Source organism: Neorhizobium sp. NCHU2750 (genome assembly GCF_003597675.1).
In the GTDB taxonomy this organism is placed as follows: domain Bacteria; phylum Pseudomonadota; class Alphaproteobacteria; order Rhizobiales; family Rhizobiaceae; genus Neorhizobium.
This window is the reverse complement of the sequence record NZ_CP030828.1, coordinates 676324-703198: the sequence shown is the minus strand read 5'-3', so window position 1 is coordinate 703198 and position 26875 is coordinate 676324. Positions and strand designations below refer to the sequence as shown.

Genomic DNA, 26875 nt, shown 5'->3' with positions numbered 1-26875 from the left:
CTACCCTTCCTTGAGGCGATAGACGCGCAACGCGTTGCCACCAAACACGAAATCGTGATCAGCCTCGGGCACGATCTGCCGGCATTGCGCGATCCAGCCTGCGTAACTGCCAGCGAGATTGACAACCGGCCAGTCGCTCCCCCAGATGAGGCGCTCGCGCCCGAATAATTCCAGCAGGGTTTCGGCATAGGGGCGAACCGCTTCCGCGCGCTGCTCACCGGCCTCGGTCAGCATGCCGGACAGTTTGCAGCATACATTCGGAAGTTCAGCGAGCCGCAGCATCTCGTGTCGCCAATCACGATAGTGGCCACCCGCGATCCGCGGTTTCGCGCCGTGGTCGATGACGATAGAAAGGCCCGGATGGCGGCGCGCAAAGGCGTGAAGTGCTGAAAGATGGGGTTCCAGCACGAGCGCATCGAAAACAAGGCGATGCGCCATCATTGCTTCCACCGCCGGTTCCAGAGCCGGATCGTCGATCCAGTCTGGATCGGCAATATCCTGCAACATCGGCCTCAGCCCCTTCAGCTTCGGCGACTTCGCAAGATCTGCAATCACCCTCGGCGCATCATCCGCCTTCATCTCGACCCAGCCGACGACACCCAGAATGGTTTCGCTCGCTTCGGCGAGACCGAGCATGAAACGGGTGTCCTCGACGCTCGGCAACGATTGCACGAGAACGGTGCCGGCCACTCCCGCCGCAGCAGTTTCCGGTGCCAGATCGTGCGGAAGGAAATCGCGGTGAATGGCAGCAAGTTCCGGCGGGGGCCAACCACCCTGCCGGTCCTTCATCAGCCAGAAATGCTGGTGGGCGTCGATGATCATCGTGTCAACCGCCAGCAACCGATGCGTCGGCCGAGATCACGCCCTTGTCCTTCAGACGCGCCCAAAAGGAGGCCGGGATATCCTGTTCGAACCAATCGACATTGGCCTTGATCTGCTCGGCATTGCGTGCGCCGGAAACAACGGTGACGACGGCCGGATGCAGCGCCGGAAAGGCGAGCGCTGCCGCCTGCATGGCGACACCTTCTGCTTCACAGGCTGCCTCAATCTCGCCGACGCGGGCGAGAATATCAGCGGGGGCTTCGGCATAATTGAACTTGCGGTTACCGGCCAGAAGTCCGGAATTGAAGGCGCCCGCCACGACGATGCCGACACCTTCGCGGTAACAGCGGTCCAGTAGCGGTAGGCTTTCCTGCTCCAGGAGCGTATAGCGACCGGCCAGCATCGAGACGTCGATGTCGCATTCATCCATGGCATCGGCGATGGCCTGCCATTCATTGACGCCAAGGCCGATCGCCTTGACCATGCCGCTGACCCGCAACTCTCCAAGCGCCCGGAAACCACCACCCTTCGTCAATTGGTCCCAGTAATGCTGGTGACGGTCGCCATGGGTGGCGCGGCCGATATCGTGGACATAAAGCACGTCCGGTTTGAAGATGCCGAGACGCTGCCGGCTTGCCTCAAAGGAACGCATGATCGCATCATAACTGTAATCGTAATGCGGCCGGAACGGCAGCGGCGCGACATAGGCATCCTCTTCCGGCCCGACCGTTTCATCCGGCACCATGATACGACCGACCTTGGTGCTCAGTACATAGTCGTTGCGCGCACGATCCGTGACCATCGTGCCAAGCCGGCGCTCCGATCGGGTATATCCATAGAAGGGCGCCGTATCGAAATAGCGGATGCCAGCATCCCAGGCGGCCTCGAAGGCGCCAAAGGATTCCTGATAGCTGGTCAGCCGATAGAGATTGCCCATCTGGGCGCAACCGAGCCCCATGAGCGTGAACGAGACGTCGCGATTGCGCAGCTTGCGCCTGTCCGAAACCTTCATGATGTCTTGAAATCCTGATCGTGCTCGAAATGAAGCGCGCGGGCGGTTCTCGCCCGCGCACCTGTCTTGTCAGTAGAGAACGTTCTTGGCTTCCGGCTTGTCGATATTGTCCTTGGTCACTACGACGACACCGGTGTCGACGGTCTTCTCGACCTTCTTCTTGGCGATGATGGAAAGAAGCGTCTGGATGCCCTTTTCGCCCATCTGATAGGAGCCCTGCACGACCGTTGCATCGAGGGTTCCGTCCTTGACGAATTCCTGCAGGTCCTGGTTTCCGTCGAAGCCGATTGCGACGATCTTGCCAGCCTTACCGGCCTGCTTGATGGCACGCCCCATGCCGATTGCAGTCGGTTCATTGGCACCGAAAATGCCTTTGAGGTCGCTGTTGGCAGCCAGAACGTCGGTCGTCTGGTTGAGAGCCGTTGCCATCTGCGACTGCGAATAATAGGGGCCGACGATCTCAAGCTTGGAGTGGGCCTTGATGTAGTCGGTGAAGCCGCCAACACGGCCGATTTCGGAACCTGCACCAGCGACATAGGACATGACAGCGATCTTGCCGGTGGTGCCGACCTTGTCGATCAGCGCCTTGGCCGCCAGTTCGCCAGCCTTGTGGTTGTCGGTAGCAAGGAAGGACTGGTAATATTTGTCGGCACCACTGGCGAGCTGACTGTCGATGACGACGACAGGGATACGGGCTTCCCACGCCTTCTTCACCGCCGGCACCAGCGCATCCGGGTCGGACGGTGCTAGCAGAATGGCGGAAACCTTTCGGTTGACGGCGTTTTCGACCATGTTGACCTCGTCGGCGATGGCGGATTCCGCCGCCGGGCCCTGGAACGTCATTGTCTGCTCGCCCTTGGCGGCGCCGATCGCAGCTTCCGCACCCTTCTGCACATTCTGCCAGTAGGTCGAATTGACCGTCTTGACGATGACGGCGATTTCGCCCGCCGATGCGGCGGATGCCCCGGCGAAGGCCAGTGCCGACGCCATCAGGACCGTTGCAAGTCTACGCATGTCTTTCCTCCTCGAATGACCCTGAAGGGTCCGTTTAAAGGGAAGGCTCCTCCCCCTCCCGTGGCTTCCATGGTAAGGTCCGGCCCCCGGCCGTTCCCTTGTCCTCAGCGGCGGTTGCGCAGCTGGTCGATCCAGACGGTGACCAGAATGACGAGGCCGATGATGATCTGCTGGGTGAAGGCTGAGACGCCGTTCATATTCAATCCGTTGCGCAATATGCCGATGACGAAGGCGCCGATCATCGTGCCGGAAATCGTGCCGACGCCACCAATCAGCGAGGTGCCGCCGATGACGGCACTGGCGATCGCATCGAGCTCGTAGGCAACACCCTCGTTCGGCTGAGCAGTGACGAGGCGGGACATCAGCACGCAGCCGGTCAGGCCAGCAAGCGTTCCGGATACGACATAGGTGAATGCCGTCACCCGCGTGACATTGACGCCGGACAGTCGCGCCGCATCGGAATTCGAGCCGATGGCGTAGATGTAGCGCCCTAGCACCGTGCGGTTCAGCACGAAGGCCGCGATGATGCCGATGACGATCATCAGCACGACCGGATATGGAATACCGGGAAAGGTAACGACCGGAAAACCCTGATCATCGAGCGACTCGATGCGGAAAAGAGAGCCGTTGCCCAGCTCGCCAAAGGCTTCGCCCAGCCCGGAAACAGCCCGCGCACCGGTGATTTCCAGCGCAACGCCGCGGGCAATCAGCATCATCCCAAGCGTTGCGATGAAGGGCGGCAGCTTCAACTGGGTGACCACGAGCCCGTTGATAAGGCCACAGAGCGAGCCGGTCAGAATACCGAGCAGCATGCCGACCCAGATCGGCAATTGCAGGTCCTTGACGGCGAGTGCCGCAACCACGCCGGCAAGCGCCAGAACCGACCCCACCGACAGATCGATACCGCCGGTGATGATCACATACGTGGCGCCAATGCCCAGAAAGGCGATCGAGGTCACCTGCAAGGCGATCGTCATTCCGTTGCCGACCGTCATGAAGGCACTGCTGGTCACCGAAAATATTACCGCCAGCACGACCAGACTGCCGAGGGCCGCAAATTTCTGGATGATATCCTTCTGCCGTTCGCTCAGGCGACGTCGCTGGCCTGCGGAAGCCTGGCCGGAAGCCGGAGCCGGCTGCTGCACCGGTTTTTCACTGGTCATGTCGGCCATTCTCAAATTCCCTGTTCGCTATGCCGGCCGCTGCCGGATGCGTAATGCATAATTTCTTCCTGGGAGGTCGCGCGCGTCGAAAGCGTCGCAGTGATCCGCCCGCCATGAAAGACGGCGATACGGTCGGACATGCCGAGCACTTCCGGCAGTTCCGAGCTGATCAGCACGATGCCGATGCCGCGGGCCGCAAGCTCGTCCATGATCTGGTAGATGGCGAATTTGGCGCCGACATCGATGCCGCGCGTCGGCTCGTCGAAAAACATGATGCGCGGCTCGCGGAACAGCCATTTGCCGATGATGATCTTCTGCTGGTTGCCGCCGGAGAGCAGACGCACCGGCTGGCTGAGGCTCGGCGTGCGGATATTGAGGAGATCGACATAGCGTTGACCGGCTGCGCGATGGCGCTTGCGATCGATCACGCCGGCACCGTTGCTCACGGCATCCATCCGCGCCATGACCAGGTTGGCATCGACCGGCATCTTCACCGCCAGCCCCTGCGCCTTCCGATCTTCCGACAGATAGGCGATCCCGGCCTCGATGGCGCTGCGCGGATCCGTGATCTTCAACTCGTTGCCGTCAAGCGTGATCGTACCCCCATCGAGCGGGTCTGCGCCAAAGATGGCGCGCGCCACTTCCGTGCGCCCTGCCCCCATCAATCCAGCGAACCCGAGAATTTCGCCGCGTCGGATCTCGAAACCGATATCGGAGAACACGCCGCGTCTGGTCAGACCGGTTGCCGAGAAAATGATCTCGGAGCCGGGCATCCGCGTCGGTTCGGGAAATTTGTCCTCCAGCGAGCGCCCCACCATGCGGGCAACAATGTCATCGACGGTAAGGGCAGCAAAGTCATCGGTGGAGATGTAGCGCCCGTCGCGCAGCACGGTGACGCGATCGACGATCTCCTGCATCTCATCCAGCCGGTGCGAGATATAGATGATGCCGGTGCCCTGCCCCTTCAGATCGCGGATCACCTTGAACAGAAGCTGCGCCTCCTGCTCGGTCAGCGAAGAGGTCGGCTCATCCATGATAAGCACGGTCGCATCGAGCGACAGCGCCTTGGCGATCTCCACCATCTGACACTGGGCCACCGAAAGCGTCCGGACCTGCACATTCGGATCGATGTCGACGCCGAGCCTGTCGAGACAGCGTTTGGCATCGGCAAGCAGGCGTTTCCGGTCGACCAGAAAGCCGCGCCGCGGCTCGCGGGCGAGATAGATGTTTTCCGCCACCGTTAAATGCGGAACGAGATTGAGTTCCTGGTGGATGATGGCAATGCCGGCGGCTTCCGACTGGAGCGTCGAGGCAAACTGTACCGGCTCACCCTTGAAGGTGATCGATCCGGAATTCGGCTGATAGACACCACTGATGATCTTCATCAGCGTCGACTTGCCGGCACCATTCTCACCGCAGACGGCATGAACTTCACCCGCACGCAGATCGAAACTGACGCCCGACAGCGCCTTGACGCCCGGAAATTCCTTGGACACGCCTTCCAGCTTCAACAACACTGCAGGCGCAGTGCTTCCGGCAAAGCCGACAGGTTGCGGCATTCCTCCCATCGCGATCTCCTCTTCGCGCAAGGGCTTCCCAGGGCCCTTGCCGATTATCAAATCTCGCTCGGAAGATTTGGTCAAGCCAATTTGCAGATTTTTCTTGCGCCTTGCCAAAATTTGACGCCAATTGGCGACAATTTGCTTATAAAATGCGCAATTGGCCTGACCTCAATGACGGATACACGACGCCTTTACCAGCAAACAGCAGACCGAGTACGGCATCTCATCGCCAAGGGCGTCTATGAGACCGGCTCCCGGCTGCCGGCCGAACGGGATCTCGCCCAGCAGCTTGGTGTTTCACGCCCCTCGCTGAGAGAAGCGCTGATCGCACTCGAAATCGACGGCACGATCGAGATCCGGATGGGATCGGGCATCTATGTACTCAACACGGCCAAACCGAGCAATGCTGGCCGTTCGCTCGGAGAAAGTCCGTCGGAACTGATGCAGGCGCGAGCAGTGATCGAAAGCGCCATCATCATTCAGGCTGCGGCGATGATAACGGAAGAGACCCTCGCCTCTCTCCGGGCGATACTCAATGCGATGGCTGACGACATTGCCAACGCGCGCAAGCCGATCGAGCAGGACCGTGCCTTCCACCTGACGATCGCCCAGAGCGCGGGTAACATATTGCTGGCTGAGATTGTCGCGAACCTGTTCGACGAGCGCCACAGCCCGCTTTCGGCCGGCATTCGCGGCCATTTCGAGACAACGGACAGCTGGACGGCCGCGCTTACCGAGCATCGAGCCATTCTTGCGGCCCTCGAAGCAGGTGACCCGCTGGCGGCACAGGCCGCCATGCATTCGCACCTGACCGCCTCCGGTCGCCGTTGGCTCGAAAACTAGCTCAGTCAGCGAGCGCGGATATAGTTGCTCAGCCGCTCGGCTGCGTCCTCGATCTGCTTCGGATCACGCAGATAGCAGGCGCGCATGAAGGTTTCCCCGCCCGGCCCGAACGCCGTGCCCGGTGCTAGGCCGACACCCGTCGCATCGACGATCTTGAACGCCTCCGCACGCGCATCGGTGACGCCGTCTATTTTCAGGAAGGCATAGAGCGCGCCCGGCGGCCTGCGAGTCTCGACCCTGTTCGTGGCGACCAGCGCATCGCAGAGAATGTCGCGGGAGGTTCGCGCCCGCTCGACGTTGGTTCGAATGAAATCATCGCCATGGTCGAGTGCCGCGATCGCGCCCTTCTGCATGAACTGGGCCACGCCGGAGGTGGAATACTGGATGAGATTGGTCAGCGTCTGGCCGATTTCCGCTGGCGCCACCATCCAGCCGACACGCCATCCGGTCATGCACCAGTTCTTCGAAAAGGACTGGGCAAAGATGATCCGGTCCTCGGGATCCATGATGTCCATGAAGGACGGCGCGCGTCCACCTTCGAAATGATAGAGGCCGTAGATCTCGTCCGCGATGATCCAGAGGCCGTGCTTGCGGGCGAGATCCAGCATGGCCGCCAGATCTTCTTTCGTCGCAGTCCAGCCGGTCGGGTTCGAGGGGGAGTTGATGAACAACGCCTTCGTCTTCGGCGTGATCGAGGAGGCCAGGCGATCGATATCGATCTTCCACTGCCCATCGACGAAATCGAGCGTTACCGGTTTCGGTTTCACATCGGCAACCAGTGCCGCGTTCATCGCATTCGGCCAGGAGGGTGAGAAATAGATGATCTCGTCACCGGCATTCACGGTTGCCTGCAATGCCAGCACGATCGACTGCATTCCCGATCCGGTCACATAGATGTTGTCGACCGACAGTGCGTTGCCGTAGTGGCGCTCATAATAGCGCACGATCGCCTGCCGGAGCTCGGGAATACCCTGCGTCCAGGTGTAGAAGGTTTCGCCCGCAGCCAGCGCCTCTCCGGCAACCTTGGTGATGAAGTCCGGCGTCGGCAGATCGCCCTCCCCGATCCAGAGCGGCAGCAGATTGTCGCGGCCTCTGGCATAGGCCACGATTTCACCAATGCCGCTGCGCGGCGCAGCCGCAGCGCGGGCGCTGATATCCGGTCTGATAAAGGTCATGATGGGTGTCTCGGCTTGAAGAAAATCAAATTGCAGGGCGAAAGGACTAAGCGCGTCAATTGTGGCCGTCAACGGGTCATATCTAAAATGCTCAGAGCCTTGCCTTGGTGCTACGCGGTGTGGCCAGCAGCAGGTTGGTTTCGCTGGCGGTAATCCCCTGCACCAGACGGATACGGCGCAGCACGTTATCGAAATCGGCGAGCGTCGCGGTGCCCAGTTCGACGACAAGATCCCAGCGACCATTGGTCGTGTGGATCTCGGAAATTTCCGGAAACCCGCCAAGCGTCTGGATCACCCGGTCTGCCACGCGCCCCTCGATTTCCACCATCATGATTCCACGCACGGGGAGTTCCACCGCATCGGCCCTGAGGATGACCGTGTAACCCAGCACGTCGCCGTTCTTCTCGAGCTTTTCCATCCGCGCACGGACCGTCGCCCGCGATGTACCGAGGTCTGCCGCAAGGTCCGATATGCTGCGCCGCGCATCGTGACGCAAAAGCGTCACCAGCTTGTGGTCGAATTCATCCATGGTCACATTGATAAATCATGCCACCAAAATGAAAAGCCATTTTGTCACTTTTGGCAAATCGATCTATTCAATCCGCCAGACAACCATGATCTTTTTCACGCAAATGGAGTGAACACATGCATTGCAGATTGATCGGCATCCCGCTTCAGGATGGAGCATCGCAGCTTGGCTGCGAAATGGGTCCGAGCGCCCTTAGGGTCGCAGACCTGAAAGGCGCGCTGGAGGAACTTGGTCACGACGTAACCGATATCGGCAATGTGACGATCAGCGCCCTGCCGGATGTGCGCCATCCGAATCCCTCCGTACGCAATCTGCCGGAGATCGCCGCCTGGACAAAGCTGCTAACCGAAGTTGCTTATCGCGAAAGTGGCGCAGGCATGCCGATCTTCATGGGCGGCGACCATGCGCTTTCGGCCGGCACCGTCGCCGGCATCTCCAGGCGGGCTGCGGAGAAAGGCCGTCCGCTCTTCGTGCTCTGGCTCGATGCCCATACGGATTTCCACACGCTCGATTCGACGAAGAGCGGCAATCTTCATGGCCTGCCAGCCGCCTATTACACGGGCCGTCCCGGTTTCGACGGTTACATGCCGCAGCTTTCCCATCCGGTTGATCCGGCCAATGTCTGCATGATCGGCATCCGCAGCGTCGATCCGGCCGAGCGCGCGGCCTTGAGCGAAAGTGCGGTCACCGTTCACGACATGCGCACGATCGATGAACATGGCGTCGCCGTTCTTGTCCGGCAGTTCCTTGAACGAGTTCATGCCGCAAACGGCATGCTGCATGTCAGCCTCGACGTCGATTTCCTCGATCCATCGATTGCTCCGGCAGTCGGCACCACGGTTCCGGGAGGCGCGACCTTCCGCGAGGCGCATCTGGTCATGGAAATGCTGCATGACAGCGGCCTCGTCACCAGCCTCGATCTGGTCGAGCTCAATCCTTTCCTCGACGAGCGCGGTCGCACCGCGACGCTTCTCGTCGATCTCACCGCCAGCCTGATGGGCCGCAAGGTCCTCGACCGACCGACAAGGAGCTATTGATGCCGGCCGAACAGAACCTCAACATCGTCCCCTTCGTCAGTGTCGAGAACATGATGGATCTTGTGCTTTCAACCGGCACTGAGATTTTTCTGAAAGAACTCGCCGCCTATGTGGAAGAGGATTTCCGCCGTTGGGATCTGTTCGATAAGGTCGCCCGCATAGCCTCTCATTCGCGTGATGGCGTGATCGAACTCATGCCGGCAAGCGACGGAAAACTCTACGCTTTCAAATACGTCAACGGTCATCCGAAAAACACGAAAAGCGGTCGCCAGACGGTGACCGCCTTCGGTGTGCTTTCGGATGTCGATAGCGGCTATCCGCTGCTCCTGTCGGAAATGACGATCCTCACGGCGCTACGGACCGCCGCCACTTCGGCGGTCGCAGCAAAGCATCTGGCACCAAAGGGTGCGAAGACCATGGCGCTGATCGGCAACGGCGCCCAGAGCGAATTCCAGGCACTGGCCTTCCGCTCGCTTCTCGGCATCGAGAACCTGCGCCTCTACGATATCGACCCGGCCGCCACGGAGCGCTGCCGCCGCAACCTCTCGCATCTCGGCCTCTGCATCACCGCCTGCCGTTCTGCCGAAGAAGCGGTCGAGGGTGCGCAAATCATCACCACCGTCACAGCCGACAAACAGAATGCAACCATTCTCAGCGACAACATGATCGGCCCCGGCGTGCATATCAACGCCGTCGGCGGCGATTGCCCGGGCAAGACCGAGCTTCATCGCGACATCCTGCTTCGTTCGTCGATCTTCGTCGAATATCCGCCTCAGACCCGGGTCGAAGGCGAAATTCAACAGCTCGCCCCCGATCATCCGGTGACAGAACTGTGGAAGGTCATCACCGGCCAGGCGACCGGCCGCGAGAGCGATACGCAGATCACCCTGTTCGACAGCGTCGGTTTCGCCACAGAAGACTTTTCCGCTCTGCGTTATGTCTATGACAAGCTGAAGGACAGCACCCGTTTCGAAAAGCTCGATCTCCTGGCGGACCCCGACGAGCCGCGCGACCTTTTCGGCATGCTGCTGCGCCGGCAGGCAGCAGCGCAGAATTCACCGAAAGCGGTTACCGCTTAACCCCGATTGGTCGGGTTGCGGCCCATATCGATCTCACCTGGCCGGCCATCGAGCTGAAGATGCGAAATCTTCGGCTCGGTGCGGGCGATCACCTTGCCGCGACGGATCACGGCAAGCCGTGTCGGCTTCAACCTCAGCGCTTCGAGCACGTCTTCGGCCTGCAGCATGACGAGATCGGCATTGCAGCCGACCGATAGGCCGTAATTTTCCAGCCCCATCGTCCTTGCTGAATTGACGGTCAGCGCGTCGAAGATTTTCTTCTTATCCTCGACGCCGGACATCTGCGCCACATGGATCGCCATGTGGCCGACTTCCAGCATGTCACCTGAACCCATCGAGTACCAGGGATCCATCACACAGTCATGGCCGAAGGAGACGTTGAGGCCCGCCGCCATCAGCTCGCGCACCCGCGTCATCCCACGCCGTTTCGGATAGGTGTCGTGACGACCCTGCAGCATGATGTTGATCAGCGGGTTGGGGATGACGTTGATCTGAGCTTCCGCCATCAGCGGGATCAGCTTCGAGACGTAGTAATTGTCCATTGAATGCATCGAGGTCAGGTGCGAACCGGCAACCCGGCCCTGCAGGCCGAAACGCACGGTCTGGGCTGAGAGCGTCTCGATATGGCGAGACATCGGATCATCCGTCTCGTCGCAATGCATGTCGACCGGAAGGCCGCGATCGGCCGCGATACGGCAAAGCGCTTCCACCGAAGCGGCGCCGTCCTGCATGGTCCGCTCGAAATGCGGGATGCCGCCGACGATATCGACGCCCATGTCGAGCGCCCGTTCCAGAGACTTCACACCATCGGCTGCACGATAATAACCGTCCTGCGGGAAGGCGACGAGCTGCAGGTCGATATAGGGCGCAACGCGCTTCTTCACTTCCAGCATGGCCTCCGCCGTCACCAGCCGTGGATCAGAAGTGTCGACATGCGTGCGGATATGCAGAAGCCCCTGAGAGACGGCGAGATCGCAGTAGGCAAGCGCCCGCTCGACCAGCGCTTCCTTCGTCAGCAATGGTCGAAGCTCGCCCCAGAGCGCGATGCCTTCCAGCAGCGTACCGGAAACATTCATCCGTGGCAGGCCGAGCGACAGGGTTGCGTCCATGTGGAAATGCGGATCGACGAAGGAGGTGCTGACCAGCCGGTTCGTAGCATCGATCGTTTCACGCGCTTCGCCTGCAATATTAGCCTCGATCGCGGCGATCTTGCCCCCCGAAACGGCGATATCGACGCCCTTGCGGCCATCCGGCAGATTGGCTTGTCTGATGATGAGATCGAACATGAAAAACTCCTCGGAATTAAATCGTCAGCGCTCGCCGCGCCTGTAGGGCTGCATCAGCGCCTGTGGCACACGGGCGCGCCGCGCCATGACGGCAAGCGCCACGATCGACAGCAGATAGGGGATCATCAGGAAAATCTGGTAGGGCACGACACCGTTCAGGACCGTCTGCAATCGAAGCTGGAAGGCATCGAACAGAGCAAACAATATCGCGCCGAGCAGCGCCCGCTCCGGCTTCCACGAGGCGAAGACGACAAGCGCGATGCAGATCCAGCCGCGCCCCTGCACCATGGTCGGGAAGAAACTATTGAACGCAGAGAGCGTCAGGAAGGCCCCGCCGACAGCCATCAGGGCACTGCCCGCGATCACAGCAGCATAGCGGATTGCCAAAGGGTTCAAGCCCTGTGCGTCGGCCGCATGCGGGTTCTCTCCCGTCATGCGGATCGCGAGCCCCACCGGCGTGCGGGCAATCAGATAGGCAAGCGCGATGGCGAGCCCGATGGCCAGATAGGTCGGTGCCGTCTGGGTAAAGAAGGCCGGCCCGACAAAGGGCAGCGACGAAAGGCCTGGAATATCGAGCGGCTGGAACGGAACGATCGTCGGCGGCGTGCCGGCAACCGGCACCATCAGCCGGAAGAGGTAATAGGAAAAGCTCGAGGCAAACAGGGTCACGCCGAGACCCGAAACATGCTGCGACAGGCCGAGCGTTACCGTCAGCACCGAATGCAGCAGGCCGAACACCGCGCCGCAAAGGGCCGCCACCAGCAGCCCCAGCCACAGGTCTGCGCCATTATAGACAGCAAGCCATCCAGCCATCGCACCGAAGGTCATGATCCCTTCGATGCCGAGGTTCAAGACACCGGCACGCTCCGAAAGCAGCGCCCCGAGCGTGCCCAGGATCAGCGGTGTTGCGATACGCAGCACGGCAGCCCAAAGGCCGGCAGAGGCGAGGATATCGAAAAGCGCGCTCATCGGCGTATCCTGTATTGTGTGAAGAACACCGCGACCAGCATGGATAGCAGCGACAGCGCCACCGTCACGTCGGCAATATAGGTCGGGATGCCCATGCTGCGGCTCATCCCGTCCGCACCGACGAACATTGTCGCTGTAAACAGCGCCGCCAGCACGACCCCGAGCGGGTTCAAGTTGGCGAGCATGGCAACGACGATGCCGGAATAACCATAGCCCGGCGAAAGATCGGTCGTGACATAACCCTTGACGCCCAGAACCTCGATCGTGCCGGCAAGGCCAGCCAGACCACCGGACATCATCGCGACGATGACCAGCGTGCGGCCGAGCGGCACACCGGCGAATATCGCACCGGAGGGGTTCAGACCGGCAGCGCGAGACTGTACGCCGAAGACGGTGCGTGTCTGGACGAAATGGATCACGAGGGCGATCACGACAGCAATCACCAGCCCGATATGAAGCCGCGAACGGGCAAGCAGCTTTGGCAGCCGGGCGGCTGCATCCACCGCTTCCGACTGCGGCCAGCCGAAGGCTGCCGGATCCTTCAGCACGCCATCGATCAACATCGAGACGAAGAGCAGTGCGACGAAATTCAGAAGCAGCGTCGTCACCACTTCATCGACGGAAAAGCGCAGACGCAGCCATAGAGGCACAAGCAGCAGGATCATGCCGGCAAATGCACCGACGATGAAGAGAAGCGGGATTTGCAACAGCGATGGCAGCCCTGCGAGAAGATGGGCGCTCGCGGCAGCCGAGGCAATCGCGCCGAGATAGAACTGCCCTTCTGCGCCGATATTCCAGAGCCGCGCCCTGAAGGCCACGGCTGCTGCCAGCCCGGTCAGGATCAGCGGCGAGGCGCGGGTCAATGTTTCGGTCGCCGAAAGGCGCGAGCCGAAGGCGCTGGTCAGAATCTTCCAATAGGCCTGGAACACCGGTGCACCGGCAAGCGCGATCAGCACACCGGCAATAGCAAGGGCTGCGATGACAGCAAGGATCGGAGTGGCAATCACCAGCAGTGTCGAGCGATGTTCGCGCCTCTCAAACCGCATCGGTCGCGTCCTTCATCCCCAGCATATTCCATTCCCCGGCCATCATCAGGCCGAGCCTTTGTGCAGCGACATCCGAGGCATTGACGGAGGGCGACAGCCGTCCGCCGACGATCGCCTGGATGCGATCGGCCAACGCCATCACCTCATCGAGATCCTCGGAAATCAGCAGCACGGCGGTGCCGGCTTTGCGCGCATCGAGAATACGTTCATGCACCGCCGCGACAGCACCCTCGTCCAGTCCGCGCGCAGGCTGCGCCGCGAGCAGGATTTTCGGGTGTTCAATCAGGTTGCGGCCGAGGATCAGCTTCTGCATGTTGCCGCCGGAAAGCAGCCGGATACGGCTGGTCGGCGTTCCACCGCGCACATCAAAACCTTCGATGATCCTTGTCGCAAAGGCGATGCCCGCCTTGCGGTCGACAAGTCCAGCCTTGGAAAACTCCGGCAACCGTTCCAGGATCGCATTTTCCCAGATCGCCATCTCGCCAATGGCGCCGTCGCGGTTGCGATCCTCGGGAATGCGCCCGATACCAGAAGACACGGCATCCGCCACGGTCAAATCGCCGACACCCTTGCCGAACAGAACCAGATCGCCGGCGCTGCGGCCGATCGTGCCACTCAAAAGCTGAGCCAGCACCGCCTGCCCGTTGCCGGAAACACCGATAATACCGAGCACCTCGCCGGCCCTCAGCTGGAAATCGACGGATTTCAGCCGGTCCACGCCGCCCGAACGCACGCTAATACCGGCGGCTTCCAGCACGATCTCTCCCGGCGTTGAAACCTCCCGCACCGGCCGCGTCACCTTGCGGCCGACCATCAGTTCGGCAAGTTCGGCCTTGCTTGTATCGGCCACCTTGCGTTCGGCGACTTGTCTGCCGCCGCGCAGCACGACTATGCGGTCGGCGGTCGCCATTACCTCATCCAGCTTATGGGAAATGAAGATCAGCGACAGGCCTTGCTGCGCCATGTCCTTCAAGGTCGAAAACAGCGTCTCGGCTTCGAGCTTGGTCAGGACCGCCGTCGGCTCATCAAGCACCAGAATGCGCGCATCATTATAAAGCGCCTTCAGGATTTCCACCCGCTGCTGCTCGCCGACCGAAAGATCGCCGAGCCGCGCATCCGGATCGACCTTCAGGCCGAAACGCCCGGAAATCTCGATAAGCTTTTTCCGCCCGGCCGATACATTGGAACCGAGAGACCAAAGACTTTCCGTTCCGGTCATGACGTTTTCAAGCACGGTGAGGTTCGGCGCCAGCGAAAAATGCTGGTGCACCATGCCGACACCAGCGCGGATCGCGACGCGCGGCTTACCTGGCGCCAGCGTCTGCCCCATAACCGAAACGGAACCCGTATCCGGCACATAATGGCCGAAGAGAATACTCATCAGCGTCGTCTTGCCGGCGCCGTTTTCACCGAGCAAGGCGACGATCTCTCCCTTCGCCAGCGACAGCGAAATATCGTCATTGGCGAGGTTGTCGCCAAAACGTTTGCTGACATTTTTGATGTCGAGAACGGTGTCCGTCATCGGTCGAGACCTGCGATAGGGAAACGGTGCGACCAGCGCTCCTCACCCTCAAGCCTTGCGGCAAGGGCCAGAAGCAGCGCCTCATGCCCCATAGGAGCTATCATCTGCACCGGCAAGGGCAGCCCCCTCTTATCCACCCCGAAAGGTAGGGTTATCGCAGGAAAGCCAGAGATGTTGGCAATCGATGCAAGCGGTGCAAAAGAACCCATGCGGGCAAAATGCAGGTCGGTATCGCGGTGATCACTGGGGAAAGATCCAATCGACCTTGGGGCAGACGCCAGCATCGGTGTCAGCAAGCAGTCAAAGCGATTAAACAGCGCATGGAGATCGCGGCCGACATAGACGATGGCCTGCACCAGATCCCAAACCGCAACGCCGCTCATCCGGCCACCCTCTTCGGCAACTGCCTGTGTCATCGGCTCCCAGCAGGACGGATCGATGCCGGGCAGTTTCGCCAGACTTGCAAGATTGATGGCAATCACATCGCGAAACGCCTTGCCCGACGCTTCGACGACCGCACGGATATCGTCCCAGTTCAGCGAAACGATCTCATGCCCTTCCGCCTCCAAGGCACGTGCTGCCTCCTCCACAGCTTCGGCACGAACGGGCTCGATCGCAAAATCCGATCCAAGATCGGCCAGCAATCCGATCCGAAGCTTTCCGGACGGCATGCTCGCCTGTTCGACAGGTGGATAGGGCCCGGATGTGGAGCCGGACAAAGCCGAGAATGCCAGTTCCGCATCCCGTACTGATCGGCAGACGGCGAGTTCGCTGGCAATTCCACCGAGATGATTGGTGAAAAGCGGTCCGGCAGCCATCGCCCCTCGTCCGGGCTTCAATCCGACAAGACCACAGCAAGCCGCCGGAACACGGATCGAGCCGCCAGCATCCGTAGCATGGGCGATCGATACAATCCCCGCAGCAACCGCGGCAGCGGCACCACCGGAAGATCCGCCGGAGGTCAAGATAGGATCGAGCGGATTGCGCGATATCGGGCCAATCGCCGGCTCGCTCGCCAGGGACAGACCGAATTCCGGGGTCGTGGTGATGCCGAACAGACAAAACCCAGCACTTCGAAACCGGGCAGCGAGATCGGAATCGGCCCGACCGTCCTGCCGCAAAAGAGATTTCGATCCGGCCGCGACAGGAAAGCCTCGGAACGGCCCACCGAGATCCTTGGCAAGCGTCGGGACGCCGCCGAACGGCATGGATTTGCGCTGCTCGGCCGGCAGGGCATCAAAGGCCTCGGCCGAAGCCAGCCCCTGTTCGGCATCGAGATGACATATGGCGCCGAGCGCCTGATGTTTTTCGGCGGCGGCAAGCGATCTTTCCATCGCCTGCCGCGCCGTCAATTTTCCACGGCCGATCGCTTCGGCAAGAGCTGTCGCGTCGGCCTGCACGGCTTACTTCGGCTCGTTCATGTTGCGCGGAACTTCGAACGTGCCGGCCTTGATCTCGGCGCGCTTTGCCTCCATCGCAGTCTCCGCATCGGCCGGAGCCACACCCTTGGTGTAGGAGATATCGCTGCCGCCTTCCTTCAGAAGACCGAAAGCCGTGTAGTCCTTGCCGACCGGCTTGCCGGCGTTCACATCGGCGATCGCAGCATTGAGGATCGGACGGAAGCCCCAGAGTGCGTTGGCAAATACCGTGTTGGGATAGCGTGGCGTATAATCGATCAGCGAGCCGACAGCCTTGATGCCGCGCTCTTTGGCGGCATCAGCCGTGCCGATGCGTTCGCCGAACAGGATATCCGCGCCCGCATCGATCTGGGCAAGACCGGCTTCGCGTGCCTTCGGCGGATCGAAGAAGGTGCCGATGAACGAGACGAGCAGCTTCGCATCCGGATTGACCGCCTTCACGCCTTCGCCGAAGGCATTGATCAGCATGTTGACTTCCGGGATCGGCATGGCGCCGACCGAACCGACGACGTTGCTCTTGGTCATCTTGCCGGCCAGCATGCCGGCCAGATAAGCACCATCATGGTTCCAGGTTCCGAAGACGCCGAAATTGTCGCCGGCTTGTTTACCGCTGGAGCCCAGCACGAATGCCGTGTCCGGGTATTCGGTGGCGACTTCGCGCGCCTCGTTTTCGACAGCATAGGCCTCGCCGATGATGAGCTTGTTGCCCTGTTCGGCATATTCGCGCATGGCGCGGCCATAGTCGGTACCCGAAACGCCTTCGGAGAAGACATATTCGATGACGCCTTCCTTGGCAGCCTGCTGCAAGGCGGCATGCAGAACCGAGTTCCAGGCGTTTTCGACCGGGGACGCATGGATGCCGGCGACCTTCAGCGGGGCCGCGGCGCGGGCCGCCGGAATGAAGGCACTTGCACTAAAGGCAGCAGCGGAAGCGATCAGTGTGCGGCGAGACAAGCTGAAGTCATTTGTCATGGAAAATCCCCTCTTTACCAATTGGTCAATTCTGTAGGCAGCGCCCAAAAGCGTGTCAAGCGACTGACGCGCCTAGAAAATAAGCATTGTCGATTTTACACCGAAAAACGGCAGCCTTCAGCCACCTGTTGGCCATAGAAAACGAAAGCCAGACGCACCAGATCACGCCTTCGTGATCACTGACGACAGGCTTCCACATACAGGGCCGAACACACTGCAAACGCGGCGTTAAATGTATATATAAACCGCGAACGCGACAGCCGGTGATCAATAGAAATTGGATTTTTTTATGGACATTGTGGCCGCCCGACCCTAACTTTCGCGCATATCGGGCGATCAGGGCGCAAATCTGGCTACGGATTGCGACCAAAAGACCCCTACTGCTTGACGCATATTCTCTGATATCTGGACTTCACTGAGAATGATGCGCACCCACAGCGGAAATACTGTAATTTTCGCATGTTATTTTATAGATATCCTTTGGCGCCGGATAATACAGGCGCCATTTTCAGGACATCACAGAAGGAGAATGTCCGTACTATCGAGTACGGGCCCAGGATTGAATGGCTTTTGCAACTGAAACCGCCGCGTCGGCAGAACCGACTTCGACCAAGATCAGTCTCAAGAACGTCTACAAGATTTTCGGTGAGCGGCCCGACAAGGCTCTGGACATGATCCGTGCCGGAAAGACGAAATCTGAAATCCACGCTGCCACCGGATGCTCGGTCGGCGTCAACGATGCGAGCTTCGACATCAAGGCCGGCGAGATCTTCGTCATCATGGGCCTTTCAGGCTCGGGGAAATCCACACTTCTTCGCCTGTTGAACCGGCTCATCGAACCAACCTCCGGATCGATCGAGATCGATGGCCGCGATATCACCACGATGTCCCGTCGCGAGCTCATCGACGTTCGCCGCCGCGACATCAGCATGGTGTTCCAGTCCTTCGCGCTTCTGCCCAACCGCACGGTTTTGAACAATGCAGCCTTCGGGCTGGAAGTGGCCGGAATCAGTGAGGCGGAACGCAAGACCAAGGCGCTCGCGGCACTGAAAGCAGTTGGTCTCGACGGCTATGCCGACAGCATGCCCGACCAGCTATCCGGCGGCATGAAGCAGCGCGTCGGCCTTGCCCGCGCGCTAGCCAGCGAGCCAACCATTCTGCTGATGGACGAAGCCTTTTCGGCGCTCGACCCGCTGATCCGTACCGAAATGCAGGACGAACTTGTCCGCCTGCAGGCCGAGCAGAGCCGTACCATCGTCTTCGTCAGCCACGACCTCGATGAGGCCATGCGGATCGGCGACCGGATCTGCATCATGCAAAACGGCAATGTCATTCAGGTCGGCACCCCGGACGAGATCGTCATGAGCCCCGCCAATGACTACGTCCGCTCCTTCTTCCGCAATGTCGACGTCAGCCAGGTCTTTAAGGCCGGAGATGTCGCGCGCAAGACGCAGATCACCATCATCGAGCGACAGGGCACGACCGCGGCGGCGGCGCTGGAGCGGATGAAGAACTTTGACCGCGAATACGCGATCATTCTCGGCCGCGACAAGACCTATCATGGCGTGGTCAGCCAGACCTCCCTCGTCGACAAGATCCGCAGCAAGGCTGCCGATCCCTATCGCGGCGCCTTCCTGCCGGACATCGAGCCGATCCCGGCCGATGAGCCTCTGTCGAATGTGCTTGGCAAGGTGGCCGCCAGCCCATGGCCGGTTCCCGTCATCGACGAGAGCAAACGCTATCTCGGCTCCATCAGCAAATCGACGCTTCTCGAAACGCTCGACCGCGCCAGCTGATCCCGACGCAGTATCCTGAGCCTCTCCAAATAACCGGCCAACCACCGGAGACAGATCATGAATTTCGATATCGGTGACGGCATCGACGCCGCCGTCAACTACGTTCTTGACAATTTTTCGCCCGCACTCGACGTCATCGCCGCCGTTATCGGCTTCGTTACCGGCTCCATTCAGGATGCGCTGGCAGCGGTCCCGATGCCATTGGGTATTGCCATCTTCGTTGCTCTTTCGCTTTGGCGCGTAGGGCTCGGATTCGGCGTGCTGACGGCCGCATCCCTCTGGCTCGTCAACCATATGGGCCTGTGGGGTGACATGATGCAGACCCTGTCGCTGGTGATCGCCTCGACGCTCATGGCGATGGTCATCGGCCTGCCGCTCGGCATCGCCATGGCGCGGCGGGATTCGATTGCCGCCATCGTACGGCCGATCCTTGACCTGATGCAGACCATGCCGGCCTTCGTCTACCTCATACCAGCCGCCATGTTCTTCGGGCTTGGCGCTGTTCCGGGTGCGATCGCGACCGTCATCTTTGCCATGCCGCCGGTCGTTCGTCTCACCAATCTCGGCATCCGCCAGGTGCATGCGGAATTCATCGAGGCAGGCAACGCGTTTGGCTGCACGTCGGCCCAACTGCTCTTCAAGGTGCAGCTACCCAACGCCATGCCCTCCATCATGGCCGGCATCAATCAGACGATCATGCTGTCCCTTTCGATGGTCGTAATTGCCTCGATGATCGGTGCCGGCGGCATCGGCAACACGGTTCTAACCGGTATCCAACGTCTCGATGTCGGCACCGGTTTCGAAGGCGGCCTCGCCGTCGTCATCCTGGCGGTCATTCTCGATCGACTGACCCAAAGCCTCGGAAAGCCCCGCGCCGCCTTCTGGTCGGTACTTTTCAGGAAGAATGAGCGCGAGGAACTAGCAACGGCAACCGCCTGAGCCAGCCCTTACGCCACCCATGGCGGGCGCTGAACCCGTCGATCCCCAACCTCCCAAAAGGAGCAGGAATGCTGAAGACTTTCTCGACCACCGGCCTGACCCGCCGCGCCACACTGACCGCCACTCTGGGCTTGGCCACGGCCCTCTTCGCCGGCTCCGCCTTGCCAACCATGGCTGCGGATGCCAAGCCGGTGAAGATCGGCTGGGCCGCATGGTCGGACGCCGAATTCGTCACCAAACTTGCGGCAAAACTGATCACAGACAAGCTCGACACCAAGGTAGAACTGGTGCAGACCGATGTAGCCCCGCTTTATCAGGGCGTCAGCCGTGGTGATCTCGACGCAATGATGATGGCCTGGCTGCCGGCCACCCATGCCGACTATTTCGCCAAGGTGAAGGACAAGGTCGAGACACTCGGAACCATCTACGATGGCGCCAAGCTCGGCTGGATCGTTCCCGACTATATTCCCGAAAGCGAGATTGCCTCGATCGAGGACTTGAAGAAGCCCGAGGTTCAAAAGAAGCTATCTGGCACCGTGCAGGGCATCGATCCTGGCGCCGGCCTGACGCGTTTGTCGCAGCAGGCTCTGAAGGACTACGGCCTTGATGTTTACAAGCTGCAGATCTCCAGCGAGGCCGGCATGTTGACGACGGTAGATCGGGCCGAGCGCGGGAAGAAATGGTTCGTCGCCACCTCGTGGAGCCCGCACTGGATGTTCGGCAAGTACAAGCTACGCTACATCGCCGACCCGAAGAAGTCGCTCGGTGAAGCCGAACATGTCGACATCCTGGCCCGCAAGGACTTCAAGACCGACAACCCGAAGGTCGCCGCCTTCCTGTCGCGCATGAAGCTGCCGCTGTCTGACCTGGAAGCCGCGATGTTCGACGCCCAGCAGACATCTTATGACAAGGCGATCGACAAATACATCAAGGATCATCCGGACCAGATCAAAGCCTGGGTCGGTGACGAAGGCTAAGAGGTTAATGTGCCGCCGCCCGTGAAGGCGGCGGCATCATTGGCTAAGGGGATAACCTTGATGAGCAATAGAAAGTTCGAGCCGTTCTACGGGGTGGACGATACGTTGGGCGGCCGCATATCGCTTGCGCGTGATGCCCGCGACATTACCATAGATGAAGCGGCAAAGGTCCTCGGCGTCCAACCGGACACATGGTCGGCCTGGGAAAACGACAGGGACGAGCCGCGTGCAAGCCGCATTGACATGATGGCAGGACTGCTTCAGGTGAGCGTAACATGGCTCTTGAGCGGGAGGGGCAGCGGCCCGCAGTGGCACAGCCGCTCGGCGGAAAACCGATGACACGCGCAATCATTCGACTTGATTGCCATTGCGTTACATTCAAGCTTGCCCGTCGCGGAAGCTCGAGAGCATTCGCCTGACCTTGTCGCTCCCTTCGGCGACCAGGTCGAATTTCTGGCCGAAAAGCAGCCAGTCCCAGCAGATACCTTTCATCATCCATTTGAATGCCTTGCTGGCAGATTGAGGCGTCCAGCCATCCGCAAGAGCCCCCAGCCGCGCAACGCGCGCCAGAGAAGCTTCAAGATGAAGCGTATGCTCGCGATCGAGCGCCTCAAGCGCTTGTCGTACGGGTTCGAATTCCTCGGTAAAATTGGTTCTGAGCAGGATTGAGATGAGGCGTTGGCGGTGATCGTCAGTGACGAGCATGTCCAGCCAGTCGCACGCCATCTTCTCCACCCTGGCGAAAGGATCTTCGCCCACATCGAGCGGATCATCGATGTCCGCCATATTGACCCGGGGCAATTGGGCTGCGTTGTAGAGTTCGAGGAATAACTCGCTCTTGCTTTCAAAATGCCAGTAAATCGCGCCACGGGTAACACCTGCGACATTGGCGATCTCATCGAGCGGACTGTTGGCCACGCCCTTTTCGAAAAACAGCTGCTCTGCCGCGGACAGAATGGAACACCGCGTTTCCGCCGCTTCGGCCTTGGTACGTCTCATGCCTCCTCCTTCTTATCCAGCCTGCGGTGCCCCCAACCCCAGGCGGAATAATGACCGAACCCGAAAGCTTGAATGCTTTCGGGTTCAACATCGTTCAATGTTTCGGCATCTCGCCCTTTACTTCGCCTCTGTCGCGGGTCAGCGGCTCTTTCCGCGCGCCGCCGAACAACCTCATGATGAACATGAAGAAAGCCGGGACGAAGAAGATCGCCAGAATGGTTGCGGAAATCATACCGCCAAGCACGCCTGTGCCGATCGCATTCTGGCTTGCGGCACTCGCGCCCGTGGCAATAGCCATCGGCACGACACCCAGCGTGAATGCCAGTGACGTCATCAGGATTGGCCGGAAGCGTAGATGCGCGGCCTCGACCGTCGCCTCGAAGGTCGTGCGCCCCTCCGCCCGCAGGTCCTTGGCGAACTCGATGATCAGGATGGCGTTCTTCGCCGACAGGCCGATAATGGTGATCAGCCCGACGAGGAAGTAGACGTCGTTCGGCATGCCACGCAAGGTGACCGCAGTAACCGACCCGATCACGCCGAGCGGAACCACCAGCATGACCGAAAGCGGGATCGACCAGCTTTCATAAAGGGCTGCCAGCAGCAGGAAGACGAACAGGATCGAAAGTGCGATCAGCGCCGGGGCCTGCGAACCCGACTGGATTTCCTGCAGCGACTGGCCGGTCCATTCGTAGCTGAAGCCGCTCGGCAATTGCTTGGCAAGCCGTTCCATTTCCGCAATCGCGTCACCCGTCGAATAGCCAGGCCCCGCCTGTCCGGCGATGCGGATCGACGGATAGCCATTGTAGCCGACGATCTGCGACGGGCCACGCATCCATTCGATGGAGGCGAAGGACGACATCGGCACCATGCCCCCGCTCGCATTGCGCACGTTGAGGTTCAGAAGATCAGCGGTCTGCATACGCTGCTTGCCATCCGCCTGGACCGTCACGCGCTGCATGCGGCCGTTATTGGGGAAGTCGTTAACGTAGCTTGAACCGAGATTGGCGGTGATCGTCTGGTTGATGTCGGCAAAGGTGACACCGAATGTGTTCGCCTTTTCGCGGTCGATGATCAGGTTGACCTGCGCCGCATCCGGCATGCCTTCGATACGCATCCCGGCAAGAACGGGGCTCTTGCGCGCCTCCGCCATCAACTGATCGCGGGCAGCAGACAGCGCCGCCTGGCCGTTGCCGGCACGGTCCTGAAGGCGGAAAGTGAAGCCGCTCGAATTGCCGAGGCCCTGAATGGGCGGCGGCGACAGTGAGAAGGCGATTGCATCACGGATGGCGAAGATCTTGGCATTGATGCGCTGGGCTATCGAGGCCGCGGAATCTTCCGGTCCACGCTCGCTCCAGTCCTTCAGGGTGATGAAGGCAAGGCCGGCATTCTGGCCGGTACCGGAGAAGGAATAGCCGTTGATGGCGATGATGCGGTCTGCAGCCTTCTCGCCCAGCGCGATCTTCTCGACGCTCGATATCACATCGATGGTGCGGTCGGTGCTGGCCTCGGCCGGCGCCTGCATGTCGACGATCAGAAAACCCTGGTCCTCGTTCGGCAGGAAGGATGTCGGCAGGCGCGTATAGGCCCAGCCGAGCCCCACCAGCAGGGCAACATAGATGATCATGAAGCGCCCGGAGCGCTTGATGATCGCTCCGACCGTCCCGGAATAGCCGTGTGAGGCCTTGTCGAAGCCACGGTTGAACAGGCCGAAGAAGCCGCGCTTTTCATGATGGCTCTGCGTTACCGGCTTCAGGAACGATCCGCAAAGGGCCGGAGTCAGAGACAGCGCCAGGAAGCCCGAAAACAGGATCGACACGACCATGGTCAGCGAGAACTGCTGGTAGATGATGCCGACCGCGCCGGGGAAGAAGGCCATCGGAATGAACACCGCGCTCAACACCAGCGTGATGCCTATGATAGCGCCGGAAATCTGGCCCATCGCCTTGCGGGTAGCTTCCTTCGGCGGCAGCTTTTCTTCCGCCATGATGCGTTCGACGTTTTCAACAACGACGATCGCGTCATCGACGAGAATACCGATCGCAAGCACCATGGCAAACATCGTCAACACGTTGATCGAGAAGCCCGACGCATACATGACGGAGCAGGTCCCGAGCAGCGCGACAGGCACAACCAGTGTCGGAATGATCGTGTAGCGGATATTCTGCAGGAAGACGAACATCACCACGAAGACGAGGATCATCGCTTCGATGAGCGTATGGATGACCTTCTCAATCGACACCTTGACGAACGGGCTGGTGTCATAGGGAATTTCATAGGTCACGCCGGGCGGGAAATATTGTGCCAGCTCCGTCATCACCTGACGGACGCCTTCCGACGTCGCCAATGCGTTGCCGGTCGGAGCCAGCTGCACGCCGATGGCCGCACTCGGCTGGCCATTCAGCCGGCTGGAAAAGTTGTAGCTTTCCCCGCCGATTTCGATGCGGGCGACATCGCGCAGCCGCACCGAAGAACCGTCAGGGTTTGCCCTCAGCACGATCGCACCGAATGCCTCCGGCGATGTCAGCTGCCCCTGAACGTTGATCGTCGCCGAGATCTGCTGGCCGATCGGGTTTGGCGTCGCGCCGATGCGACCCGCCGCTACCTGCGCATTCTGCGCCTCAATGGCGTTGACCACGTCTGCCGATGTCAGGCTGAGGCCGACCATCTTGTCGGGATCCATCCAGATTCGCATCGAGCGCTGGGTGGAAAACAGCTGGGCGCTGCCGACACCCGGCACACGGCGAATTTCGCCGATGACGTTGCGCTGCAGGTAATCGCCGAGGCCAATCGCGTCCGTATGCCCGTCTTCCGACTTCAACGACACGACCATCAGGAACGATGTCCCTGCCCTCTCGACACGGATACCCTGGGCGGTCACCGCGCTCGGAAGGCGTGGTTCTGCACGTGCAATGCGGTTCTGAACTTCAACCTGTGCCTCGCCGATATTGCTGCCGGGAGCGAAGGTGACATTGATCGAGATGCGGCCGGATGATTCCGAAGTGGATTCGAAATAGATGAGACCGGGCACACCATTGAGCTCGTCCTCGATCAGGCGTGTCACACTCTGATAGATGTTTTCGGGGGATGCGCCGGGATAGTTGGTGGAAATGGTGATCTGCGGAGGCGCGACATTCGGATATTGCGCGATCGGCAATAGCGGAATGGTGATCAGGCCCGCCAGCATGATGAAGATTGCCACGACCCAGGCAAAGATCGGCCTGCTGATGAAGAAACTTGCCATGAGAGCCGATCCTTACTGCTTGGCCGGCGCAGCGGCTGCACCATTCGCGGCCGGCTTGTCCGGGCTCCAGGGCTGCGGCTGGACGCTGGCGCCCGGTGCCGTCTTCTGGAATCCGTCGGCGATGACCCGATCGCCCGCGGCAAGGCCCTGCGTGATGACCCAACGATCACCGATGGCACGACCGACGGTGACCCGGCGCAGTTCCACCTTGTTGTCCTGATTGGCGATCAGGACGTTGGCCTGGCCGCCGGCATCGCGCTGGACGGCCTGCTGCGGCACGGCAAAGGCGCTCTTCTCTACGCCCTGCTGGATCTGGACGCGAACATACATTCCCGGGAGAAGGTCGCCATGCGGATTGGGAAATTCGCCGCGCAGCGTCACCTGGCCGGTGGTCTCGTCGACGGCGGCTTCGGAGAACAAGAGCTTGCCCGGCAGGTCGTAAGGCGTGCCGTCATCCAGCATGAGCTTGACTTCCGCCTCGTTGTCGCCGGTCATCAGCTTGCCATCCTGCAGCGCCTTGCGAAGACGGATGAGGTCCGCCGCCGGCTGGGTGAAGTCGGCATAGATCGGATCGAGCTGCTGGATGGTTGCAAGGTTTTCCGTGCTGTTGGCGCTGACCAACGCACCTTCGGTGATGAGGGCACGGCCGATGCGGCCGCTGATCGGCGCCGTCACATGCGAATACTGGAGATTGAGCCTGGCGTCGGCAAGACCGGCATTCGCGACCGCAACCTCGGCATCAGCCTGGGCAAGCTGGGCGACGGCCGTATCATATTCCTGCTGCGAGGCGACGTTCGACTTGCGAAGCTGGATCTGGCGATCGGCAGTCTGGCGCGCCTGAAGCTGGGCTGCCTTGGCGCGGGCTACCGTTGCCTCGGCACTATCCACCTGAACCTGGAACGGCGCAGGATCGATACGATAGAGCACATCGCCTTCCTTGACCTGCGACCCCTGCTCGAACACCCGCTCCACGACAATGCCGGAAACACGCGGACGGACTTCGGCGAGCCGCGTCGGCGCGATACGCCCCGGCAGATCGTTGACGATCGGCAGCGCTTCGGCAGCGACCGTCAAAACGCCGACCGGCATCGGCGGCGGAGCCTGCTTGGCCTGTCCCTGGTCCTCCTTCTGACACCCGGCCAGAAGTGCGAGACCGGACAAAAGGAAGAGCGCGCGCAGCGGCGTGTTTTGCATCGAATAGCCCCAAGCAGAAGAATGAAATTATACATACATACAGATACGTATATAAACGCGCTCGTGGATTGTGAATAGCCCGTCGGTTGCGCGCAGGTGGTATGAAATCTCTCGCGCTCGAGCGCGAAACCCGCATCCGCTGGACATCCTCATACTGGCAGCGCCCGTGCCAAATCAGAACGTCTCAAAAGCTGGAATTTTATTTACATATTAATTTACAGATACTTATCCATATTTCTTGACCCAGTGACTACGGGCAAAAGTTCGCTGGTCGATGCTT

The 26875-nt window shown here is 60.4% G+C and carries 23 protein-coding genes; 7 read left to right on the top strand and 16 right to left on the bottom strand.

The annotated features are described in order from the left end of the window. The 5 genes from NCHU2750_RS23905 to NCHU2750_RS23885 all read right to left on the bottom strand — a co-directional run bounded on the left by NCHU2750_RS23905 (position 1) and on the right by NCHU2750_RS23885 (position 5579). Entirely contained in the window at positions 1-822 is an 822-nt protein-coding gene (locus tag NCHU2750_RS23905; RefSeq protein ID WP_119944361.1) for an amidohydrolase family protein, read from the bottom strand. A 4-nt stretch (positions 823-826) separates the two neighbouring features. Beyond that, on the bottom strand, positions 827-1834 hold the full coding sequence (locus NCHU2750_RS23900; protein ID WP_119944241.1) for an aldo/keto reductase: 1008 nt from the start codon (positions 1832-1834) through the stop codon (positions 827-829). Between the two features lie 69 nt (positions 1835-1903). Continuing rightward, positions 1904-2848 carry an ABC transporter substrate-binding protein gene (locus NCHU2750_RS23895; RefSeq protein WP_119944240.1) on the bottom strand — a complete coding sequence of 315 codons (945 nt, stop codon included), beginning with the start codon at positions 2846-2848 and terminating at the stop codon, positions 1904-1906. Between the two features lie 104 nt (positions 2849-2952). After that, positions 2953-4020 (bottom strand): ABC transporter permease, encoded by a 1068-nt coding sequence (locus NCHU2750_RS23890; protein WP_119944239.1) that lies wholly within the window; start codon positions 4018-4020, stop codon positions 2953-2955. Positions 4021-4022: 2 nt separating this feature from the next. Next, complete coding sequence (locus NCHU2750_RS23885) at positions 4023-5579, bottom strand: sugar ABC transporter ATP-binding protein (protein WP_162939769.1); 1557 nt, start codon at positions 5577-5579, stop codon at positions 4023-4025. Between the two features lie 165 nt (positions 5580-5744). Here NCHU2750_RS23885 and NCHU2750_RS23880 point away from each other — a divergent pair, with 165 nt between their 5' ends. Continuing rightward, positions 5745-6416 (top strand): FadR/GntR family transcriptional regulator, encoded by a 672-nt coding sequence (locus tag NCHU2750_RS23880; RefSeq protein ID WP_119944238.1) that lies wholly within the window; start codon positions 5745-5747, stop codon positions 6414-6416. A gap of 5 nt (positions 6417-6421) precedes the next feature. Here NCHU2750_RS23880 and NCHU2750_RS23875 read toward each other — a convergent pair whose 3' ends face one another. After that, a complete protein-coding gene (locus NCHU2750_RS23875) occupies positions 6422-7591 on the bottom strand; it encodes a pyridoxal phosphate-dependent aminotransferase (protein ID WP_119944237.1) in 1170 nt (389 codons plus the stop codon). Between the two features lie 91 nt (positions 7592-7682). Further along, positions 7683-8120, bottom strand: coding sequence for an Lrp/AsnC family transcriptional regulator (locus NCHU2750_RS23870; RefSeq protein WP_119944236.1), 438 nt, complete (start codon positions 8118-8120; stop codon positions 7683-7685). A 116-nt stretch (positions 8121-8236) separates the two neighbouring features. Between NCHU2750_RS23870 and rocF the strand changes: the two genes are divergently transcribed. Then, on the top strand, positions 8237-9157 hold the full coding sequence (gene rocF / locus NCHU2750_RS23865) for an arginase (RefSeq protein WP_119944235.1): 921 nt from the start codon (positions 8237-8239) through the stop codon (positions 9155-9157). Beyond that, positions 9157-10236: an ornithine cyclodeaminase gene (gene ocd / locus NCHU2750_RS23860; protein WP_119944234.1), complete on the top strand. Its 1080-nt coding sequence runs from the start codon at positions 9157-9159 to the stop codon at positions 10234-10236. The genes rocF and ocd overlap by 1 nt, the downstream gene beginning before the upstream one ends. Here ocd and NCHU2750_RS23855 read toward each other — a convergent pair. Genes NCHU2750_RS23855 through NCHU2750_RS23830 form a run of 6 tightly spaced genes read right to left on the bottom strand, consistent with a single transcriptional unit; the run spans position 10233 to position 17449 of the window. Beyond that, complete coding sequence (locus tag NCHU2750_RS23855; RefSeq protein ID WP_119944233.1) at positions 10233-11522, bottom strand: amidohydrolase family protein; 1290 nt, start codon at positions 11520-11522, stop codon at positions 10233-10235. The two genes, ocd and NCHU2750_RS23855, sit on opposite strands and share 4 nt — an antisense overlap. Before the next feature lie 24 nt (positions 11523-11546). Continuing rightward, positions 11547-12491: an ABC transporter permease gene (locus NCHU2750_RS23850; RefSeq protein WP_119944232.1), complete on the bottom strand. Its 945-nt coding sequence runs from the start codon at positions 12489-12491 to the stop codon at positions 11547-11549. Next, positions 12488-13537: an ABC transporter permease gene (locus NCHU2750_RS23845; protein WP_119944231.1), complete on the bottom strand. Its 1050-nt coding sequence runs from the start codon at positions 13535-13537 to the stop codon at positions 12488-12490. The genes NCHU2750_RS23850 and NCHU2750_RS23845 overlap by 4 nt, the downstream gene beginning before the upstream one ends. Continuing rightward, the gene (locus NCHU2750_RS23840) at positions 13527-15059 is read right to left on the bottom strand and encodes an ABC transporter ATP-binding protein (RefSeq protein ID WP_119944230.1); all 1533 of its coding nucleotides are present in this window, start codon (positions 15057-15059) and stop codon (positions 13527-13529) included. Before NCHU2750_RS23840 ends, NCHU2750_RS23845 begins: the two co-directional genes overlap by 11 nt. Beyond that, complete coding sequence (locus NCHU2750_RS23835) at positions 15056-16459, bottom strand: amidase (protein ID WP_119944229.1); 1404 nt, start codon at positions 16457-16459, stop codon at positions 15056-15058. The genes NCHU2750_RS23840 and NCHU2750_RS23835 overlap by 4 nt, the downstream gene beginning before the upstream one ends. A gap of 3 nt (positions 16460-16462) precedes the next feature. Beyond that, positions 16463-17449 (bottom strand): BMP family protein, encoded by a 987-nt coding sequence (locus NCHU2750_RS23830; protein ID WP_119944228.1) that lies wholly within the window; start codon positions 17447-17449, stop codon positions 16463-16465. Between the two features lie 563 nt (positions 17450-18012). On the opposite strand from NCHU2750_RS23830, the gene proV reads away from it, so the two are divergent. From proV to NCHU2750_RS23810, 4 genes are all read left to right on the top strand, one after another. Further along, positions 18013-19245, top strand: coding sequence for a glycine betaine/L-proline ABC transporter ATP-binding protein ProV (gene proV / locus NCHU2750_RS23825; protein ID WP_119944227.1), 1233 nt, complete (start codon positions 18013-18015; stop codon positions 19243-19245). A gap of 57 nt (positions 19246-19302) precedes the next feature. Then, positions 19303-20184, top strand: a complete 882-nt coding sequence (locus NCHU2750_RS23820) for an ABC transporter permease (RefSeq protein WP_119944226.1) — start codon at positions 19303-19305, stop codon at positions 20182-20184. A 68-nt stretch (positions 20185-20252) separates the two neighbouring features. Next, positions 20253-21161 carry a glycine betaine ABC transporter substrate-binding protein gene (locus tag NCHU2750_RS23815; RefSeq protein WP_119944225.1) on the top strand — a complete coding sequence of 303 codons (909 nt, stop codon included), beginning with the start codon at positions 20253-20255 and terminating at the stop codon, positions 21159-21161. Between the two features lie 60 nt (positions 21162-21221). Further along, positions 21222-21500 carry a helix-turn-helix domain-containing protein gene (locus tag NCHU2750_RS23810; protein WP_119944224.1) on the top strand — a complete coding sequence of 93 codons (279 nt, stop codon included), beginning with the start codon at positions 21222-21224 and terminating at the stop codon, positions 21498-21500. A 39-nt stretch (positions 21501-21539) separates the two neighbouring features. Here the strand turns inward: NCHU2750_RS23810 and NCHU2750_RS23805 are convergent, their stop codons facing one another. The 3 genes from NCHU2750_RS23805 to NCHU2750_RS23795 all read right to left on the bottom strand — a co-directional run bounded on the left by NCHU2750_RS23805 (position 21540) and on the right by NCHU2750_RS23795 (position 26595). Beyond that, positions 21540-22160, bottom strand: a complete 621-nt coding sequence (locus tag NCHU2750_RS23805; RefSeq protein WP_119944223.1) for a TetR family transcriptional regulator — start codon at positions 22158-22160, stop codon at positions 21540-21542. Positions 22161-22254: 94 nt separating this feature from the next. Next, positions 22255-25401, bottom strand: a complete 3147-nt coding sequence (locus NCHU2750_RS23800) for a multidrug efflux RND transporter permease subunit (RefSeq protein WP_119944222.1) — start codon at positions 25399-25401, stop codon at positions 22255-22257. Positions 25402-25413: 12 nt separating this feature from the next. Continuing rightward, positions 25414-26595 carry an efflux RND transporter periplasmic adaptor subunit gene (locus NCHU2750_RS23795; protein ID WP_119944221.1) on the bottom strand — a complete coding sequence of 394 codons (1182 nt, stop codon included), beginning with the start codon at positions 26593-26595 and terminating at the stop codon, positions 25414-25416. Positions 26596-26875 lie beyond the last annotated feature (280 nt).

What these genes read in the sequence shown, in the direction of transcription:
- NCHU2750_RS23805 (WP_119944223.1), bottom strand. Translation starts at nt 22,160, where the DNA reads ATGAGACGTACCAAGGCCGAAGCGGCGGAAACGCGGTGTTCCATTCTG.
- ocd (WP_119944234.1), top strand. Translation starts at nt 9,157, where the DNA reads ATGCCGGCCGAACAGAACCTCAACATCGTCCCCTTCGTCAGTGTCGAG.
- NCHU2750_RS23840 (WP_119944230.1), bottom strand. Translation starts at nt 15,059, where the DNA reads ATGACGGACACCGTTCTCGACATCAAAAATGTCAGCAAACGTTTTGGC.
- NCHU2750_RS23845 (WP_119944231.1), bottom strand. Translation starts at nt 13,537, where the DNA reads ATGCGGTTTGAGAGGCGCGAACATCGCTCGACACTGCTGGTGATTGCC.
- NCHU2750_RS23880 (WP_119944238.1), top strand. Translation starts at nt 5,745, where the DNA reads ATGACGGATACACGACGCCTTTACCAGCAAACAGCAGACCGAGTACGG.
- rocF (WP_119944235.1), top strand. Translation starts at nt 8,237, where the DNA reads ATGCATTGCAGATTGATCGGCATCCCGCTTCAGGATGGAGCATCGCAG.
- proV (WP_119944227.1), top strand. Translation starts at nt 18,013, where the DNA reads ATGGCTTTTGCAACTGAAACCGCCGCGTCGGCAGAACCGACTTCGACC.
- NCHU2750_RS23870 (WP_119944236.1), bottom strand. Translation starts at nt 8,120, where the DNA reads ATGGATGAATTCGACCACAAGCTGGTGACGCTTTTGCGTCACGATGCG.
- NCHU2750_RS23885 (WP_162939769.1), bottom strand. Translation starts at nt 5,579, where the DNA reads ATGGGAGGAATGCCGCAACCTGTCGGCTTTGCCGGAAGCACTGCGCCT.
- NCHU2750_RS23815 (WP_119944225.1), top strand. Translation starts at nt 20,253, where the DNA reads ATGCTGAAGACTTTCTCGACCACCGGCCTGACCCGCCGCGCCACACTG.
- NCHU2750_RS23890 (WP_119944239.1), bottom strand. Translation starts at nt 4,020, where the DNA reads ATGGCCGACATGACCAGTGAAAAACCGGTGCAGCAGCCGGCTCCGGCT.
- NCHU2750_RS23800 (WP_119944222.1), bottom strand. Translation starts at nt 25,401, where the DNA reads ATGGCAAGTTTCTTCATCAGCAGGCCGATCTTTGCCTGGGTCGTGGCA.
- NCHU2750_RS23900 (WP_119944241.1), bottom strand. Translation starts at nt 1,834, where the DNA reads ATGAAGGTTTCGGACAGGCGCAAGCTGCGCAATCGCGACGTCTCGTTC.
- NCHU2750_RS23875 (WP_119944237.1), bottom strand. Translation starts at nt 7,591, where the DNA reads ATGACCTTTATCAGACCGGATATCAGCGCCCGCGCTGCGGCTGCGCCG.
- NCHU2750_RS23795 (WP_119944221.1), bottom strand. Translation starts at nt 26,595, where the DNA reads ATGCAAAACACGCCGCTGCGCGCGCTCTTCCTTTTGTCCGGTCTCGCA.
- NCHU2750_RS23855 (WP_119944233.1), bottom strand. Translation starts at nt 11,522, where the DNA reads ATGTTCGATCTCATCATCAGACAAGCCAATCTGCCGGATGGCCGCAAG.
- NCHU2750_RS23830 (WP_119944228.1), bottom strand. Translation starts at nt 17,449, where the DNA reads ATGACAAATGACTTCAGCTTGTCTCGCCGCACACTGATCGCTTCCGCT.
- NCHU2750_RS23895 (WP_119944240.1), bottom strand. Translation starts at nt 2,848, where the DNA reads ATGCGTAGACTTGCAACGGTCCTGATGGCGTCGGCACTGGCCTTCGCC.
- NCHU2750_RS23905 (WP_119944361.1), bottom strand. Translation starts at nt 822, where the DNA reads ATGATCATCGACGCCCACCAGCATTTCTGGCTGATGAAGGACCGGCAG.
- NCHU2750_RS23820 (WP_119944226.1), top strand. Translation starts at nt 19,303, where the DNA reads ATGAATTTCGATATCGGTGACGGCATCGACGCCGCCGTCAACTACGTT.
- NCHU2750_RS23850 (WP_119944232.1), bottom strand. Translation starts at nt 12,491, where the DNA reads ATGAGCGCGCTTTTCGATATCCTCGCCTCTGCCGGCCTTTGGGCTGCC.
- NCHU2750_RS23810 (WP_119944224.1), top strand. Translation starts at nt 21,222, where the DNA reads ATGAGCAATAGAAAGTTCGAGCCGTTCTACGGGGTGGACGATACGTTG.